Annotated in this window: 3 protein-coding genes; 2 read left to right on the top strand and 1 reads right to left on the bottom strand. The window is 71.3% G+C overall.

Annotated elements, in window-relative coordinates; translation table 11 throughout:
- Positions 1-6 precede the first annotated feature (6 nt).
- The gene (locus OIE69_RS37950) at positions 7-18,036 is read right to left on the bottom strand and encodes an RHS repeat domain-containing protein (protein WP_326579490.1); all 18,030 of its coding nucleotides are present in this window, start codon (positions 18,034-18,036) and stop codon (positions 7-9) included.
- Between the two features lie 182 nt (positions 18,037-18,218).
- On the opposite strand from OIE69_RS37950, the gene OIE69_RS37945 reads away from it, so the two are divergent.
- Both OIE69_RS37945 and OIE69_RS37940 read left to right on the top strand, forming a co-directional pair.
- Positions 18,219-19,085, top strand: a complete 867-nt coding sequence (locus tag OIE69_RS37945) for a hypothetical protein (protein WP_326579488.1) — start codon at positions 18,219-18,221, stop codon at positions 19,083-19,085.
- Between the two features lie 48 nt (positions 19,086-19,133).
- The gene (locus OIE69_RS37940) at positions 19,134-19,433 is read left to right on the top strand and encodes a hypothetical protein (protein WP_326579486.1); all 300 of its coding nucleotides are present in this window, start codon (positions 19,134-19,136) and stop codon (positions 19,431-19,433) included.
- Positions 19,434-19,526 lie beyond the last annotated feature (93 nt).

Below are 19,526 nucleotides of genomic sequence, written 5' to 3'. Positions count from 1 at the left end.
CTGCTTCTACTGGGTGCCGGCCGGCGGTACCTGGTACCAGGACGGGTTGATGCTCGCACGGTACGCACCGGTCAGGTAAACCGACTGGATCGACTTCTCGAAGATCTTGAAGGGTAGCTGGATCCAGAAGTCCGCGAAGCCCTGACGGTGGAAGAGCCGGCTGCCGCCGCCCAGCACCACCACGTTCTTCACCAGCGCGGTGGAGGCGGACGTGGTGAGCGCCGCCGCGGCGTTGATGCCGCCGTCCAGGAAGGCGTCCGCGCCGCTGAGCTTGACCGTGGTCCCGTCGGCGTTGCTCACGCCCCACACGGCGGCGTTCATGGCGCCGTTGACCCACCCCGAGATCACGCTGGTGCCCGCGCTGAAGGTGAAGTCGTAGATCCCACCGCGCCAGCGGGTCGGGGTCTCGTTCCCGGCCCACTCGTTGGTCCAGGTCTTGTCGTGGTTGAACGGCCTGCGCTGCGGGTGCTTGCCGCCGTCGATGTTGGCCAGGGTCGCCTTGAGGTTGCCGGAGTTACGGAACCAGGGAATCCGGTTCTCGTGCGCCGCGATGCCGAGACCGGTCTTGACGCCCGAGGACACGGCGGCGTTGGCGAAGGCTTTCAGTGCGTCCTGACCGGTGAACGGCTTGTTCTGAGCCGCCGCCACGATGCCGTTCACGATCAGGTTGGCACCGAACTCCAGCACGAACTCCTGGCCGAACTCCACGGCGGCCTTGTACGCCACCGTCCGCCAGTACGGTTCGTACCGGGCCTCGCGGAGCGCCGCGCCGGCGCCGTCGGGGACCACCGTGCCGGACCACGGCATGCGCTGGGCCTCGCGGATCCGTCGCCCCCATCCGCGGATCTCGGTCAGCGCCCCGCGGTAGTCGTACTCGTTGCCGACCAGCCGCATCTGGCCGAGCGGACCGCGCTCCCAGACCAGGCCGCTGTCGGTGCGCTGGGCGACGAGTCCGCCTGCGGCGTCGTAGCGGTTCCACTGGCCGCGCCAGGCGTCGGTCTCCAGGTAGCCGGTGACGGTGCCGTCGGCGCCCCTTTCGGCCTTGCGCTCACGGACGACGGACTCGTGGTCGAACTCCTTCCAGACCGAGTGCGGTGTCGCGGCCGCCGGATCGTACTCGCGCACCCGCAGCGGACCGCCGAGGCCCACCGGGACCTCGCGGAGCCTGACGGTGGCGCCTTCGGTGCCGGGCAGCGGCCGCAGCTCGTCACGGAAGTGGCGCGCACCGCGCGACCACTGGTCCTGCCAGGACGTGCCGTTCCACCAGCTGCGCACCTGCAGTCCGGGGCCGGGGTCGATCCGGTTCCCGGTCCGGTCGTACGCCGCCGTCAGCCAGCGGTTGTCGTCGGCCGGGTCGCGCCAGGCCTCCACGTAGCGGCCCTTGTCGAGCATGCGGCGCTCGCGGACCAGCCGGCCGGTGGCGTCGCGGTCACGGAAGGAGTCATCCCAGGACAGCTTCGGGTCGCTGGAGCCGCGGAAGAACTTGCGGGTGCCGGAGACGCCGCCGGCGGTGCCCTCGGCGTCGACCTCGCGCCACGTCCACTTCGAGGAGTCCGTCTTCCCCACACCCTCGATGAAGCTGTTCGCGGTGCCGTTGGGGTTCGGCTGCCGCATCCCGGTCAGGTTGCCGTGCGCGTCACGGGTGACCCAAGTGCCGTGGCCGGCGGGGGCGTCCACGGCCCGCGGGGTGGTGTACTCGCGCACCACCCCGCCGGGGAGGCCCTCGCGGGCGACGCGGTGGGCTCCCGTGACGTCGCGGAACTCGTCCGTCCACAGCAGGCCGGTGGCCGCCGGGTCCTGCGGCACACGGTAGCCCCGCGACTGCCCGGCCTCCCACGGCTGGTGCGCCGCGGACGCGGGTTCGTGGCCGGGACGGCCGGCGTGGTCGCCGACCTTGAGCGTCGTACCGTCGTGCAGCTTGGTGGTCAGGCGCGCGAAGCCCCCGTCCGCCGTCAGGTCCAGGACACCGCCGTCCATCCCGACGTACCGCACGCCCGAGGTCCCCTCGCCGGTCGTGGTGCCGATCGGCCGCTTCTCCCAGGTGAACATCTGGTACGCGTTGTCGCCGAGCACATGGGCGTACGCGCCGTCCGCGTGCTCCGCGCCCGGCAGCAAGCCCCTGCGGACCCAGACGGGCGGGCGCTGCTCACGCCACCGCTCGGTGACCAGCAGGTGGCCGTCGACGACCTCGGCCCTGCCGGCCTCCTTGCCGTGCGGCGACTGGCGCTCCCATGTGCCCGGCAGCGAGCGGTCCCGCGTCAGCGTCCACTCCTGGTACTGCCCGGCGCGCTCGGGCAGGTGGCCCATGCCCCACTGCCGCTGCACGACCTCGCCGTCCCGGTTGCGGTCGGTCCAGCCTGAGTCGTGCCGGTCCCGGGTGCGGGGGCCGGAGTCCAGCTCCTCGGCGGCACCGTCGAAGCGGTGCCAGGTCCAGGAGCCGTCGGCCTCCTTGACGGCCACGGTGTGACCGGTGCGGCCGTCGTACTTCTGCAGTCCGTCCCGGTACTCGCGCAGCATGCGGCCCCGGCCGTCGACGTCGTGCCAGCCGGTCCCCGCGGTGTCGTGGTTGCGGGAGCCGGAGCCGCGCAGCGACCCCGCGTTGTCCCAGTGCGCCCAGGAGCTGCGCGGGTTGGTGCGGCCGAACGCGATGGTGTCCGTACGGCGGAAGGCGTCGAGCACACCGCCTCCGGGCAGCAGGCGCCGTTCGAAGACGGGGACCGGCGCGCCCGTGGAGGACAGCAGTCTCAGTCGCCCGTTGGCGGCTCCCGCCGCGTCGACGGTCCCGTGGTGGAACACGCCGTCGCCGGAGTGGACACCCGCCGCGTCGGTACGCTGCCAGGTGTCGCCCACGCGGTCGACCTCGTACCGGAATCCGGTGGAGCGGCCCGCGTCGAGCACGTTGAAGCCCTGCCGGACGATCGTGCCGCTCCGGTCCAGCTCGGTGAACTCGCCGCGGCGCGGGCTGCCGGGCAGCGTGCACTCGATCCGCACGTCGCCCTGCGCCCGCACCGTGACGTCCCAGTGCCGGAGGCGGTTGCCCGCGGCGTCCTCGAGCCACTGGACGCCGTTGGGGGCGTCCTGGCTCGGCGCCTGCGCGACGAGGACGCGGCCGTCCAGCTCGTTCGGCAGCGGGGTGCCGTGAACCGTCGGGGCGCCGCCCCCGTCCCGGGCGAAGGAGCCGTCCGCCGCGGTGATCTGGCGGCCGCCGCCGGGCAGCGGGGTGACCTCCTGCACCAGCTGTCCGGTCGTGCCGTGGAACACCTGGTGGCCGTGACCGGGCCGGGCTATCTCGATGTGGCCGTCGGGGTGGACGGTGACGGCCCGCTGGGGGTCGGGCGCGAACGTGTCGTCGAGCCACTGCGGCCCCGCGGCCGCCGGGCGGTCCAGGTGGCCCGCCGGTGCACCGCCGCGGCCGGTGAGGCGCACGCCGTCGCCGGTGAACGCGCCGTCGGGTGCGAACGTCCGGTAACCGTCGGCGTGGGACACCCGGAAGCCGCCGCCGGGCAGTGCCTGGACCCGCTCGGGCAGCCGGGCACCCGCGGCGTCGGTGAGCCGATGGCCGCCCGCGGCGTCCGGGACGACGAAGCGGGCGCCGCGCCCGGTCGCCGGGTCGGCGAGTGCCGTCCCGGTCTCGACCGGACGGGCCTGGGCGTCGTGGAGCACGGACCGCCCCGTGGTGCCTTCGATCGTACGGAGGCGGCCGCCGCCGACGTCCGTCACACGCTCGGTCAGCGGATTGCCCAGGCCGTCCGTGAGGCGCAACCCGCCGGAGCCGTCCGCGACCGCGACCCGCGCCCCGCGGGTCCCGTCCGCCGGGTCCGCGAGTGCGGTTCCGGCGTCCTGCCAGCGGCCGTCCGGGGTGTAGCGGGACGTCGCGCCGGTCCCGTCGTCGATGATCCGAAAACCGGCGCCCCCGGGAAGGGCGGTGACGTCGCCGCGCTGCGGGACGCCGAGGGCGTTCGTCAGCGTGTGGGTGCCCGCACCGTCGCGGGCCAGGAACAGGTCACCGCGTCCGCCGTCCGCGCGGGTGAGCGACACTCCGCTCTCCCGGAGCCGGCCGGCCCCGTCGTGGCGTACGGACGCACCGGTGACGTCGTCGGTGATCCGGAAACCGGCGCCGTCCCCCAGGGGGGTCACCGTGCGGGGAACTTCGCCCCCGTGGATGTCGGTGACACGGGTGGTGCCGCCCTCGCGCACGAGCACGAGGTCCTCCTCGGCCGGCGCCCCGTCCGCCCCCCGCAGCCGCATGCCCTCGTCGATCGGGCGACCGCTGGACCGGTAGCGGATGGTGGCGCCGGTACGGGTGTCGGTGACGCGCACCGCCCCGTCCTCCAGCGGTTCGGCGAGGTGATGCTCGGCGTCCGGGCCGGTGAGGCGGACCGCCAGGGGGCGGCCGCGGCCGTTGAGATCGGTGTGCAGCCGCAGGCCGTTCGGGACCTCGGCCGCGTTCCGCAGCGGCACGTCCTGGGCGGTCCTGACGCCCGACTCGTTGTAGCGGACCACCGTGTCCGACGCGGTGTGCCGCACGTCGAACCCGCCGTCACGGAAGGCAACCGTCCGGCCCTCGTCGGGCTCGAGCCCACGGCCGAGGACGCGGTGGCTGACGCTGCCGTCGCCGGCCTCGACGCGCTCGATGACCAGTCCGTTGTTCCCCTCGATGCCGGAGTCGCTCAACTCGACCCGGGTGACGCCCCCTTCGGGGTTCCCGGGCAGTTCACTCAGCCTGCCGGCGCCGGGGGTCGCGCCGCGGTCGACGGCGGCCCGCTCGTTGAAGCCCCGGATCCGGTTCTCGACCTGGTGCGGGTCGATCCCCTGGTCCCGCAGGCCGTCGATCGCGGACGTGACCCGGTCGCGGGCCGCCAGCGTGTCGGAGCGCAGTTGCTCCTCTATCGTGCTGAGCCCCCGGGATGTGCTCGCCTCGCCGTGCGGCAGCGCGTCCTCCGCACTGCCGAGGTCCTGCCGGGCCCGGGTCAGATCGTCCCAGCCCTCCCGGCGGGGATCCCCCTCGCGGCCGAGGAGTTCCTCCACCCGGCGGTAGTCCTCGGCCCAGGGGACGTCGTCGGTGCCGCGCCCTGCAGCCGCCGGGGCGGGGGCCGGCGTTGCCGGTACGTCGTTCCCCGCGAGCAGGCGCAGGGCGCCGGCCTGGCGTTCGGTGTCGGTGAGCGCGTCCTGGAGCCGCAGGCGGGTCGCCTGCGTGAGGTCGTCGCCGGCCAGGACGGCACGGACGCGGGTCGCCAGGTCGTCGAGGGCGGCCACGCCGCCGTGTCCCGTGCCGAACGCGCCGTGCTCCTGCAGCAGCCGGTAGGCGCCGCTCTCGGCCCGGGCCTGGACCAGCACGCGCTCGACGCCGGCGGCGCCCGGTGCGCCACGGTGAGCGGTCAGGAAGTCGTCGGCGGCCGCGGTCAGTTCGTCGAGCGCCCTGATCCGCCCGGCGAGGTCCGTCCCGTGCACGTCGTTGAGCTCGGCCATCCGGCGTTCGACGGCGTCGATCGCCGAACCGGAGCCGGACGTCTGCGTCTTGAAGACGGCCGGGTCGAGCAGGTCGCGTTCCGCCGTGCCGCCACCCGGTGCGATCACGTCGTCCGAGGCGGCGGTGAGGTGCGGCACGTGGACGTGGTCGTGGCTCGCGACCTGGCTGTGGATGAGATCCAGGTAGCGCGGGCGCAGTCCGCCCTGGGACAAACCCTCAGGGGCCGCGTTGTGGTAGTTGCCCGTCAGGCTGCCGTCGACCTCGGGCCGATGCCCGGCCGTGGTGTCCAGGACCTCGTCCCCGGCCAGCCGCGTGGAACTCGCGCCAGCCGGTGCGGCGGCGGAGACGGACAGTGGCAGGTGCTTGTTGATGCCGTTGACCAGGGCGTTCCGGGTGTCCATGGACATCTGGACCAGCTGCTTGAAGGTGTCGTTGACGCCGCCGGTCGCCGAGCGAACCGCCGTGAACGCGCCCTTCAGGTCCGTGGTGAGTTCACTCCCCTTCATCACCCGGAGTTCCGTGCCGTCCAGCCGGATGTCGTGGAAGGCGATCGCCGCCAGGCTCTTCCCCACGTGCTGGTCCTTCGTCAGGACGTGAGGGTGGTGCAGCTTGAGGTAGTGCTCCATCTGCTCGGTCCACGTCTTGGGGTTCGCATGACTCTGCGTGAGGCCCGTGAGAAGCGACCGCGAGTCGTCGCCGACTTCCAGGGCGATCCGCTCGCCGTCGGTGACCAGGGCCAGGCCCGAGTCGAAGACAACGGCCTGGTTCTCCCGCCCCTGCCACAGGTGGCGGCGGTTCTTGACGAGGCTGTCGAGGAGGCGTTCTCCCTCCCTGGCCTCGTAACTGACGGCCCTTCCGGAGACCTCGCCGAACCTGATGTCCTTCTCCAGGCCGAGGGAGTTGGCCGGGTCGACACGGACGAATGTGTTGGGCTCGGGGAAGTAGACCGTCCGCGCGTCGGTCTTGGCCATCGCGTCGCGTACGGCCAGGTCGAGGTCGGCGGCGTTCTTCGCGGCACCCCCGGGGAGGGTGTAACCGCCACTCACCATCTCGGGGGCGAACCCGTCGTTCTGCGCGCTCAACGACTCGATCCTCGCCGCCGCGCGCTCGAAGAGCGGCTCGCCTCCGACGACCATGCTCTTGACGTCGGCGTCACCGACGTGCAGGTACACCTCTCCCCCGGCGTTCAGTTTGACCTTGTCGAGCATGCCACGGGTGAGGTCGTCGCGGACGACCGCCTCACGCAGCGCACCGTAGGGAATCTCCTTCTGGGCGCCGGCCTCCACCAGCTTGGGATCGGGCTGGCGCCACGTGAAGCCGGTGACGGAGACCTCGAAGTTGCCTTCCTGCTCCCACTGCTGGGCGAACGTGCGCACCGTGTCGGTGATCTCGGCTTCCTTGCCGGCGCGCCCGTTCACACCGATGACCAGCCCCAGCCGCTCACCCAGGACCGACTCGTCCGTGAACGCCGTCCCGTACGTCTTCGCCAGCGTGAGCAGATCGGTGTCCGGGGTCGCGATGACGGTGGCCACGAAACGCGTCCCGTCACCGCCCTGGAGCCCGCCCTTGGCCGCACCGTCGTACTGGGCCACCGGCTTCAACCGGTAGTGGCTCGCGATGTCGCCGTAGCCGTCGGTGAATCGCACGGCGTCGGTCTGCCGCGTGAAGGTGGGCGGGACGGCTGCGGGCCGCGCGGGATTCGGCTTGGCCTTCTTCGGCGCCTGGGGGGCGATCCCGTCGACCGCGTCGACGTCGGCGTGCGGCACAGGGACGTGATCGTGACTGACCACCTGGGCGTGGATGAGGTCCAGGTAGCGGGGGCGCAGCCCGCCCTGCGACAGATCCTCAGGGGCCGCGTTGTGGTAGTTGCCCATGAGACTGCCGTCGACCTCCGGGCGGTGCCCGGCGGTGGTGTCCCGGTACTCGTCCCGCAGACCCAATTGGTGGCCCAGCTCGTGCGCGAGATCCTGCTCGGTGGCGTCGATCCGCCACTGGTGCTGGTTCATCGCGCCCCGCGAACCACCGACATTCACGTTGAGGTGGGCGTCGGAGGCGTTGCCCGTGACACGCTCCAGCGTGACGTGCAGAACACTCTCATCGCGCAGCACCGCACCAGGACGGTTGAAGACCCGCTCCACACCCGACACCGCACGGTCCCACAACGCGTCCACCTGGGACGGCGACAGACCCTCACCGGCCAGCCGCACCCGCACCGTCAGATCCGTGACCGAACGCCCACCGACCTCGAACCTGCGCACGTCGTAACCGGCCTGCACCTCGTACCGCGGCGCATGGGCGCCACCGCCCCGCGGCGTCGACACCGGATCCACCCACGAGTGCTTCACCGAGTTCGGCACCGCCGCACCACGCGCCGCGTCCCAGCCCGCGTCCAGCGTCAGATCCGCCCGACCCGCACCAGAACCCGCACCGAGGAAGAAGTCGTCCACCACACCGGTCGGCGCGTCGACCGCCCGCGCCGACACACCCGGGGACTTGCCCTGGACCGGGAACGACTTGTCGCCCCGGAACTCCACCGTGATGACCTCGGAGGTGGAGGCATGGACGATGGCGCGCTCCACGTCCCGCTGGAACAGGGCTACGGTGTCGAGCAGTTCGCCCGGCGGGAAACGGCTGTCGAGCGCCCTGACCAGGCTGTCCTTCGTGATGCCGAGTTCGTCCGCCAGGTTCTTGAGGTTACCGCCCCTGTTGTCCCAGCCGGTCTTGGCGTTGCTCGGCCCCACATGGATGGAGTTGTCCGCCGTCAGAGCGGACGGCCCGGAGGTGCCGATGCGGTCCTGAGCGGCCTTCGACCGCGCGGTCAGATGGAAGTCCGACGCGTTGAGCGTGACCGTCGTTCCGTCGAGCCTCCCGCTCGGGGTGACCATCACATTGAGGTGGACGGCCACCTGGACCGACTTGTCCCCCTCGGTGACCGTCATCAGCACGGGCCGCGAGATGAGGTTCGTGCTCCCCGCCTCCCGGACCCTTCCGAACTCGAAGCCGCCGAGCGTACGGCGGGAGCCGTCGACCGTGCTCGATCCCGTGATGCTGTCCAGGATCCTGACGGCATCCGGGGTCAGGCGGCCTCCGCCCGTACCGGCACCCGCGTGAACGGCCGTGGACGTACTCGCGCTCGGTGCGGACGGGGAGACGGACTGCGGCAGGTTCTTGTTGATGCCGGTGACCAGGGCGTCGCGGGTGTCCGTGGCCATGGCGAGCAATTGCTTGACGGCCGCCGGGAAATCCTCGGCCACCTTCATGAGCGCTCCCGCCTCCGCAGGCAGCGCCCTGCCGAGTTCCTTACGAGTCATCGCCACGAGGGTGGTGGTGCCGTCCGCCTGGATCCCGTGGAAGGCAATGGCGGCGAGGTTCCGCCCCACATTCGGGTCCTTCGCCAGGACATCCGGGTGGTGCAGCTTGATGTAGCGCTCGATCTGCTCGGTCCAGGTCTTCGAGTTCGCGTGGCTCTGGGTCAGCCCGCTGAGGATCGACCGCGGGTCGTCCCCCACCTCCTTGGCGATCCGCCCCCCGTCCGTGACCAGAGCGAGTTCCGAATCGAAGACGAAGCCCTGGTTCTCCCGTCCCTGCCAGAGGTAACCGCGGTTCTTGAGGGAGCTTTCGAGAAGCCGCTCGCCCTCCCTGGCCTCATAGCTGATGTTTCCGCCGGAGATCTCGCCGAACCGGATGTCCTTCTCCAGGCCGGACGAGCTCTCCTGGTCGACACGGATGAAGGTATTGGGCTCGGGGAAGTAGATCGCCCGCGTGTCGGTCTTCGCCATCGCGTCGCGCACGGCCAGGTCGAGATCGGCGGCGTTCTTCGCGACACCCTCAGGGAGGGTATAACCACCGGTCACCATCTCGGGGGCGCTGCCGTTCTGAACGGCAAGGGCCTCGATCTTCGCGGCGGCACGGTCGAAGAGCGGCTTCCCGCCGACCACCATGCTCTTGACGTCGGCGTCACCGACGTGCAGGTACACCTCTCCCTTGGCGTTCGGCTTGAGCTTGTCGAGCATGCCCCGGGTGAGATCGTCGCGGACGACCGCCTCACGGAGCGCGCCGTAGGGGACCATCTTCTGGCCGCCGTCCTTCAACAACTGGGGGTTCCACTGCTCCCAGGTGAAGCCACTGACGGAAACCGAGAAGTCGCCCTCCTTCTCCCACTGCTGAGCGAACTTCCGCACCGTGTCGACGATGTCGGCATCCCTGCCCACGCGCCCGTTCACACCGATGACGAGCCCCAACCGCTCGCCGAGGGACTCCTTGCCGAACGCCGTGCCGTACGTCTGCGCCAGTGTCAGCAGATCGGTGTCCGGAGTCGCGATGACCGTGGCGACGAAACGGGTACCCTCACCGCCCTTGAGCGAGCCCTTGGCCATGCCGTCGTACTGGGCCACCGGCTTCAACTGGTAACGGCTCGAGATGTCGCTGAAGCCGTCGGTGAACCGAGTGGCGGTCTTGTGCTGCGTGAACGTGGCCGGGACGGCCGCGGGCTGCGAGGGATTCGGCTTGGCCTTCTTCGGCGCGTGGGGGGCGATCCCGTCGACCGCGTCGACAGCCACACGCGGCACATGGACGTGATCGTGGCTGACGACCTGCGCGTGAATGAGATCCAGGTAGCGGGAGCGCAGACCACCCTGGGACAGCCCCTCGGGTGCGGCGTTGTGGTAGTTGCCCATGAGACTGCCGTCGACCTCGGGGCGATGCCCCGCGGTGGTGTCCCGGTACTCGTCCCGCAGACCCAACTGATGGCCCAGCTCGTGTGACAGGTCCTGCTCGGTCGCGTCGATCCGCCACTGGTGCTGGTTCATCGCGCTGTCCGAACCACCCACCTTCACATTCAGGTGAGCGTCGGCTGCGTTGCCCGTGACACGCTCCAGCGTGACGTGCAGAACACTGCCGTCCCGCAGCACCTCGCCAGGCCGGTTGAAGACCCTCTCCACACCACCGAGGGCACGGTCCCACAACGCGTCGACCTCGGTCGCCGACAGACCGTCATCCGCCAGGCGTACCTTCACCGTCAGATCCGTGACCGAACGATCCCCCAGCTCGAACCGGCGCACGTCATAACCCGCACGCACCTCGTACCGCGGAGCATGGGCACCGCCACCCCGCGGCGTCGACACCGGATCCACCCACGAGTGCTTCACCGACTTCGGAGCCGCCGCACCACGCGCCGCATCCCAACCCGCGTCCAGCGTCAGATCCACCCGACCGGCACCCGCGCCGTGCGCGAAGTCACCCATCCCGCCGGACAGCCCGGAGACGGCCGGCGCCGACACACCGCGGGAGTCGCCCCGGACGGGGAACGACTTGTCGCCCTGGAAGTGGACCCGCACGTCCTCCGCGCCGGAGCCGTGGACGACGGCGCGCTCCACGTCGTCCTGGAACCGGTGGATCGTGTCGACCAGTCCGCTCGGCGGGAACCGGTTGTCGAGTGCCTCGATGAGCTTCAGTTCCGAGACGCCGAGGGCCTGTGCGAGGTTCCTGGTGTTGCCCGGCCTGCTGTTCCAGCCGGACTTGGCGTTGCTCGGCCCCACGTGGATGGACTTCGACGCGGTGTCGCTGGACGGGCCGTGCAGGTCGATCAGGTTCTGGTCGGTGTGCGGTCGCGCGGTGAGGTGGTACTTGCTCCCGGTGATCGTGACTTCCGTCGTGTTCGCGAGCTTCTTGCCCGCCACCGTCACGTCGGCCTCGTTGCCCGAGCTGAGCATGACGTTCAGGTGGACGGCCACCTCCGCTTCCGTCCCGCCGTCCTTGACCGTGACCACGATCGGCCGTGACACGAGGTTCTTGCCGTCGTTGCTGCGGGTGCCCGCGCCGAACTCGAAACCGCCGAGCGTACGGCGCTCGTCACCGTTGCGGCCGCCCGTGCCGACGACGACGTTCAGGATCTGGTCATCGGTCAGCTTGGCGGAGCCCCCGGAGGCGGACGGTGCCGCCGGGGAGACGAACGAGGCGTCGCCGGACCGCTCGACGCGCAAGGCCGTATCGGTGAAGAGGTCCGCCCTGGGCACACCGCTCTCGTCGAGGAGCGAAGCCGTGAAGCGGAGGTCCTCGTAGCTCACGTGCAGTTCGTCGGCCGCGGCGCCGGGCCTGCTCCCGCCGGGCGCGGGCGACGTGTCGGGACCGCCCGGGTGGCCGCTCACCGGCCCGGGCGCGTGGGCCGGCGAGGGCCCGGGGCCACCGGTACCGGCCGGGTGGGTCCCACCGGATCCGGGGGGCGCCGGGGGCGCGGGGTGCACTCCGGAGGCGGAGGCCGCGGCGCCCGGTCGCGCGTTGTGGACCTCGACCGTGAACGAGAGCCCCTTGTCCTTGGCGAACTGCTCCAGCTGCAGCTTCTGCGCCTGCAGTCCAGCCGGGTTGAAGCCGTCGTTCACGAGCACGACGCGGTCGAGGTCGTCCCACTTCACGCCACCGTGGAGCTGGGCCTCGAAGTACCTGTTGAGCTTCCCCTCGAGCTTCCCGGCATCGCGCAGGCCGCGGAACGCACTGTCGTACTGGAAGTCGGTCGCCTCGGCGAAGGCGAGCCGGACCAGCACCTCTGGGCCGTGGTTGAGCAGCGGCAGCATATTGCCTCGCCCGGTGACGCTCAGGGCGCCCTCCAGGCCCTGGCCGAAGCTGTCCGCGGGCGTGAACGTGGCCCGTTCCATCAGGTTGGGCTTCAGGTGGAAGACCGCCTGCCCGTACATCTTCACGCCGCTGGGCCGGTACTTGGAGGTGAGGGCGGCGTAGTTCGGGAGGTCCGCGATGTCGGCCGCGGTCGGGGCGAACGCCTTGCCGCCCTGGCCCGGGTAGATCCCGGAGGCGTCCGTCGTCCGCTTCACGGACGCCGGCAGGCCGAGGGCCTCTTCCGTGTTGCCGCGCGTGACGTAGTACCCGGCGCCGGCGTTGTCGATCTCCCATGCGTTGCGGAGCAGCTGCTGGTCCGCGGTCATCGCGTCCAGCAGCGTCCCGCCGCCGGGCAGTTGGTTGCCGAGCTTGAGGTTCACCGTGAGCGAGAGCTCGTCCTGCAGATGCTTGTGGACCTTCGTGATGAGTTCACCGGCCTCCGCCCCGTCGAGCCGGTAGCCCTTCGCCCACTCCCACTCGTCGCTGCGCAGCTTGGTGGTCAGCTGGTCCGTGTCCGCCGCGAGCGTGCGGATGGCGCGCCGTTCGGCCATGACGATCGCGGAGAGCTGCGGCATGCGCAGGTTCCGCAGTTCCGTTCGGCCTTCGAGGGCCTGGAACAGCCGCGTGTTCTCGTCGAACGACTTCTGCTGCTGCAGCAGCACCGACTTCAGCGCGTCGTCGTGCTCCGCGCGCGCCAGCCCCTTGGTCAGGATGTCCTGGTGGGCCTTGAGATCGCCCTCGTAGGCCTCCTTGCCCTGGCCCTTGGGCCAGCCGTGGGCCGACTGCGGTTCGCTCAGCCAGTGGGCCACCGTCAGGTCCTGGCCGCTGGGCACCAGCGCGTGGCTGAGCTTCCCGCCCTCCAGCGGGGTGACGACGTGGGTGGCCGACGGGACGTGGTCCACGGACTGCACGATTCCCTCGGGAGCCGGGGGCACCGCGTCGCCCCGGCCCTTGAGGTGCAGCAGCGAACGCAGACCGTCCGGAAGACGCGGCGCGCCGCCGCCGAGGCCGTGGCCGGTGTAGGACTGCACCTCGGGGAGCGGTGCTCCGCCGGTCAGGTCGTTCCAGTGGGCCTCGGCCCGGGCCAGCGCGGCGTCGGCCTGCCTGACCTGCTGCCACGACTCGAGGTAGCGGACGCCGTCGACCTCGGCGGAGGTGCCGACGCCGTCCACGTAGCGCGTCTGCAGGTCGTCGCGGATCGTCCGGGCGTTGATCAGCTCGCGGCGGGCGTCGGTGATGGCGGCCGACGCGTCGATCTCCGACAGGTCGTCCGCGAAGTTCCCGCGCACGCCGCCGTGGTCCGATCCGGTGCCGGTGGTGTCCAGGGTGCCGCCGGGCGGCTTGCCCTTGCCCTTGTCCCCCACCACGAGCGGCGCGTCCGTGACATCGGCCGTCACGTCGCGCACCGCCCTGCCGGCCGAGCCATCGGGCACCGCCGGCCGCGCGTCGAGCACCGCGTTCATGAACCCGTCGGTGAACCGCCCCGCGTCGGTGTGCCACAGCGGCAGGTTCCGGGCCGCGTACAGATAGGCGTTCTCCAGCTGTGCCGCCGTGATCCGGTGCTCCTCCAGGACGTGCGTCCCGCCCGCCGGGGCCCCGTCGGCGGTGCCGCGGACGGCACCGAGCTCGCCCGGCGCACCCGGGCCCAGGGGCACCGGCGCGTCCCGGCCCGGCAGCAAGACCGTCAGCGAACGGGCGCCCGTCGAACCGTCGGTCCCCAGGACCAGCCGGATGTCGGCCGCGGGGTCGGCGATCGCGTGCTCCAGGTGCTGCCGCACCGGACGAGTGTCGTCCATGAACCGTACGACGTCGTCCCCGCCGGTGCCGACGTGGACGTCGCCCCCTCCCGTCCCCGGGTGCACGGGTGACGGGGGACCGGACGGCAGGTCGTCGAACGAGGTCCGGAAGAGACCCATGTCCTGCAGCATGTCGTCGATCTCGCCGAACATGTGCTGCACGTCGGACGGGTACTGCACCGAGGACGGCGGCAGGTGGCCGGCGGAGTCCCCCGCGGCCGACCCACCGGGGCTCGGCACCGACTCCGGCACGCTGTCCACGGAGCCCCTCCCGATCCCGGAGAGCGAGCCGTCGGCGGCGGGCACCGTCACCGAGGGTCCCGGCAGGTCGGACAGCCCCGGACGGAGCGTGCCGTACGTCTCGCCCAGCTGACGCGACAGCTGGCGTCCCGCGTCGTCGCCCGAGTTGAGGATGGTGTGGGTGATCATCTTCTCGAACTGCTCGAGGATCTCGAGACGTTCCCGCTGCGGAACCGTCTTGACATTGCCGTCGATCAGGGGACGCTGGTGGTCGAAGAGCACGAAGGTCTTCGCCTGGTCGGTGGCGCCTTGCACCCCGTCCGGGTCGACACGCCGCCAGTCCTCCACCTCCCCGAAGGCGTCCTGGTACCGGATCGTGTCGTCGGCGGTCAGCTTGGCCACCGGCGACGTGCCGTCCGCCCAGTGCCAGGCGCCGTCGCGGCGCAGCATCGTGTCGACGAGACGGTACGGGGCCGCCACCCACAGGTCCGCGACGGATTTGCCGAGTGCGGCGGACACGAAGCCCTCCGCGAACCGCACGCAGTTGTAGCGGAACAGGTCGTACACGGCACCGGAGTTGGCCATCGCGTACCGGTACCCGTCGAACAGCTGCGCCGCCGTGATCCGGTAGGTGCCCAGTACGCGGACGTGCCCGGAGACCAGGTATTCGGCGTCGTTGACGATGGCACCCGGGTTGCCGAAGAGGTGTCCTTCCTCCGGGTAGAAGCCGATCGTGAGCGGCTTGCGCTCGCCCGGCAGCATCACGGCCACCATGGCGTGGCCGACGTCGTCGGAGAACTCGCGCCACGTACGGCCTCCGGGGCTGGCCACGAGGGCCACTTCGATGTTCGCCGCGGGGTTGTCGATGGCCTGTTCCACGTGCTGCCGCAGCGGGCGGATCAGGTCGACGAACTCCGAGAAGCCGTCCAGGTCCTCGGTCCCGTGCTCACCGACCGGGGAGCCGGGTACCGAGTCGTCGTCCATGTCCAGGTGCGAACGCATCGGTGCCCCGGTGCCGTCCAGGTCCACGTCGTCGAGCCCGTCGAGCAGGCCGCTCTCGGGCCGCGGCGGCCGCGGCGGGACGGGCGGTGCGTGGTGCCCGCCGGGCCCGGGGCTGGTGGGCGCGTCGTGCGTGAGGTCGGTGTCCCTGACACCGCCCGGGAGGTGCCCGCGTTCCGGGCCTGCGAGGTGCACGGCCAACTGGTCGGCCTGCGCCCGGATGTCGACCTTGGTGAAGGCCGCGCCGCGGAGGTCCTCCAGCACCTGGCGTGCGGCGGTGACGGCCTCCACCGTCACCGCGCCGGATCCCATCTTGCCCAGCTTCAGGTTGACCTCGTGGAACAGTTCCGCCTGATGCGAGTGCACGCGCCCGCCGCCCGACCCGGTCGCCGGTGCCGGGGCGGGGTCCTGGCGCAGCGGCACCGCGACGTGTCCGTCGCCGGTGACGGCCGCCTTGCCGTGCGTGCCCGGGGTGGCGACCACGTCGTCGGTGCTGCGCGCGGGCGCGCCGGCGAAGGCGTGCCCCGTGTCGGCGTCCACGGCCTTCCCCGTTCCGGGAGCGCCGGCGAAGGCGGGCCCGTCGACGGGGCGGACGCCGCGGCCGTCGTCGAGGAGGTCGAGCGCGGAGCGGGCCGCGTCCTTGGGCGGTGTCCCGTGCACGCCGCCCTTGGGCAGGCCGGGAGCAGGGACGCCGTGGGCGGTGGAACCGGGCACGGTGTCGGTGACCACGGAGCCGGGACGGCCGCTGCCGGCGGGCCGCACGATCTCGTCCAGGGCCATATGCGCCTGGTTGGCGCGTGCGGCCCCGGCGACGTTGTCGCCGAGGTCGGCCCCGATGTGCGAGGGCACCGGGTTGTTCGGCGTCCCCTTGGCGCCGCCCGACAGCAGGTCGAACACCGAGCCTCCGGCGGCGCCGGTGCCGCTCTGATGCCCGGGGACCCCGGTGAGCGGGCCGTGGGCGCCGCCCGTTCCGCCCGGAGCCGCGAGCAGGTCGTGCACCCCGGCTCCGCTCGGCGGCGCCGGGACGCCGGTCAGCGCGGAGTGCGCGGCGCCCGTCCCCGCGCCCGGGGCGCCGGGGGCGGCGAGCAGGTCGTGGAGCCCTGTGGCGCCGGGGGCGGGAGCGGGTACTCCGGTGAGGGCGGTGTGCAGCGCGCCGGTCCCGCCGGGCGGTGCCGTCAGGACGCCCGTCGGGCCCTGCGCGAGCAGGTTGCCCCCGTTGCCCTTGGCGACGAGGGCGGCGACGTCCACGCCTTCGTGTACGACCGGGGTCCCGGCGGAGCCGGGCACGTACAGGCCGGAGGAGTGCGTCACATGGCCGCCCGGGGCCGCCGCGCTCACCCCGAGTCCCCCGCTCATCTGGCCGGGCGCCGCGTCCATGGCGTCGATCCTCATCCGGCTCATCTGTGTACCGGCGATGTCGACCACGTCGTCCATGTGCCGCACTGCGCGGAAACCGGCCGTCGAGTTGTCGAACACGGCGTTCGCGCCGTGCACCGCGACGGGGTTGACCGTGCCGACCCGCAGCCCCGTCAGGTCGACGGTGCTGACGGGCGCCACGGAGAAGGAGGACGGGCGGACGGAGGTGTGGGTGTCGGCGAAGTTGCCGAAGCGCACGTTCTCCAGGTCCATGCGGGCCATGTTGATGTCGGCGTGCCCGAGGTCCAGGTGCGGGGTCGCACCGTGCGGGCCCATCGGCACGGCGCTCGCGGTGTGCGCGACCGTGCCGCCCACCGGCAGGTCCCACACACCGCGGCCCATGACCCCGCGGTCCCAGAAGCCCATGCGCAGGGCGCCCTTCAGCCCGTACTCCGCGACGTCGGTGTGCGTCACGGGCAGGATCAGGCGCGTCCACTTGCCGTCGGCCATCTGGCTGCTCCAGGTCTCCTGCGCGAAGATCCGGAAGTTCTGCCACGCCCCGGGGGCGCCGGCCCGCACGGCCGACCCCCACCCGCGCACGACCACGGGGATGGCGCGGACGCCCTGCACGACGACGAGCCCGCCCTTGACGAACACCGAGCCGGCGAGGGCGGGCACGTTGTGGAAGTTCTGCATGACCCACAGTCCGCCCTGGCGCACCCAGCTCAGGCTGATCCGCGCGACGTCCCTCAGGCCGGTGAAGACGGTGGCGAACCGGAACCCGTTGACCAGGTCCTTCAGGGACAAAAAGCCGTTGCGTCCCCACTGGAGGACGGCTTTGAAGCCGGACTTGAGGAGGCCGCCGATGGCGAAGATCGGCAGCGCCTTCGTGGTGGGGGCGATGATGCCGAGCCCGGCGAGGAACAGGTCGAGGAAACCGATGTCGCCGCGGGCGAAGTCGATGGCCGCTTTCACGAACAACGTCATGTTGACGCCGAGGGCGAGCAGTGCGACCGGACCGCCGAAGATCAGCGCCGGGACGATGAGGATGATCGCCAGGATCTGGAACATCTCCCAGAAGACCTGGCAGTCCGAGATCGGCAGCCGGATGTCGGAGGCGTTCCTGATCGAGTTCGCGATGGTGTTGCCCACGTCGGCGAGATGCGTGCCCGCGCTCTGGGCGGTCTGCCGGTGGACCTCCACCTGCGGGTCGTCCTTCGCCAGGCCGCGTGCGGCCGACAGGGCGCCGTCGGCCTGCCGCTGGGCCTCCTCGATGTCGTTCGCCCAGGCACTGAGGTTCTGGGAGACCTCCCAGAAGGAGTCGGCCACGTCGTTGATGTGGTTCCGCAGCCTGTCGTCGACCTTGCCCCGCAACGCGTCGGCGGTCTTCCCCGCGAAGACACTGCTGTCCGCCGTGTTCATCACCTGGTCGATGGCCTTCGCGATGGACCTCGCCTGGTTGCCGATCTTGACCAGGTCGTCGACCAGCAGACGGATCTGGACCGGGTCTCCGGGGGTCGGATCCCCGTGAAGGCCGAGAACGTTCCAGTCGCTCGGGCGAGGCATGTGAGGGATCCCTCCCGGTTCGGTGCGGAGGAGCACGGCGGAGCTCTCCACGTGGACCACGCGCGGGGCACGCCTGTGGTTCATGTGACGTGGGTCAAACCCGCGCGCGGCGGTGAACCGGCGGGGGGCGTGGTGCGTGGTCGTGGTGACCGGATTCTCCAAGGACCGTCCGGAGGTCCCCTGTGCCCGAGATCAAAATCGACTACGACGTCCTCAACGCGGCCAAGCGCGACCTGGACGCCCTGGCGGGCGAGATCGACCCGCTCATCACCAAGGGCGTCTTCGGCCGCCTCGGCTCGGGCAGCGGTGAGGCGGAGGCGATCCTCGGGCACGAGGGCGTCGCCAGTGCGATGTCGCTCTTCCACACCAACGCGAGCAGCACCATGAAACGCGCGGACAAGGGCCTGAAGGAGCTGGCCGGCGCCTTCGGCGGCGTGGGCGAGGCGTTCCGCGAGTTCGACCGCGAGCTGGGCGCCGAGATGGGTGTGATGAGCGCCAATCTGCACGTTCAGAACTGGCGGCAGAAGAAAGACCTGTGGGACTACAAGCAGAGCCACCTCAAGGAGTGCGAGGGGCCCGGCAAACTGCCGGACTTCTGCTCCGCCACGAATCCCGGTGACACGCCGCCCGACTTCCACGTCGACACGCCGAACGGTTCGATCGACTCCCACGTGGAGGTCGACAAGGACGGCAACGTCATCAAGGAAGTGACCACCGTCAAGTACGACGGCAGCGAGTACACCTCCACCACCGACTACAACGGTCCGAGCTACACGACGGACACCAAGTATCCCGACGGCAGCACCTCGCACACGGTGGCCAACATCAACGGCGACGGCAGCGGCTCCATGACCGTCACCGGCAGCGACGGCAGCCACACCGAGTACACCCGCGGCCCCAAGGGCGCCGACGGGAAGGCACCGGAGTGGACGTGGTCCGGCGGCGACAAGCCGGGCGGCGGCCCCGAAGACCCGAAGAACCCCAACAACCCGGACACTCATCCGCAGAATCCGGGTACCCACGGCGGCACCAACCCCAGGATCGCCTGATCGGGGACACCACCCCCAGGCCGGTCATCACAACAGAAAGGCGACGCAATGCCTGCGATTCACATCGTTCCCGAGGACGTCCGGCAGCGGGCGGCGATTCACGCGGCCACCTGCCAGGAGTGGATGACCCGGCTCGGGAGCCTGAAGGGCCAGGTCGAGAGCATGCTCAACGACGAGCTGGTGCTGCCCCAGGCCAGCCCCGCCATCCGTGACGCCTACGAGCAGTTCACGGGAAGCCTCACCCAGGCCATCCACGGCCTGGAGAACTTCGGTGAGGCGTTCACCTCGATCGCCAAGGGCGCCGAGGACTTCGACACCCAGGTCGCGAACAACTTCAACAAGAAGTAGGGGACGCGCGCGAAGGGCCGGGCGGGAGTCGTCTCCCGCCCGGCCCTTCGTGGTGTCCGGGGCCCGTGCCGTGGCCCGCACCGCGGTGCGGGC

The sequence above is a fragment of the Actinacidiphila glaucinigra genome (assembly GCF_035918135.1).
GTDB classification, from domain to species: Bacteria; Actinomycetota; Actinomycetes; order Streptomycetales; family Streptomycetaceae; genus Actinacidiphila; species Actinacidiphila glaucinigra.
Note: the sequence above shows the minus strand (reverse complement) of the source record. Positions and strands in the feature narration are given on the sequence as shown.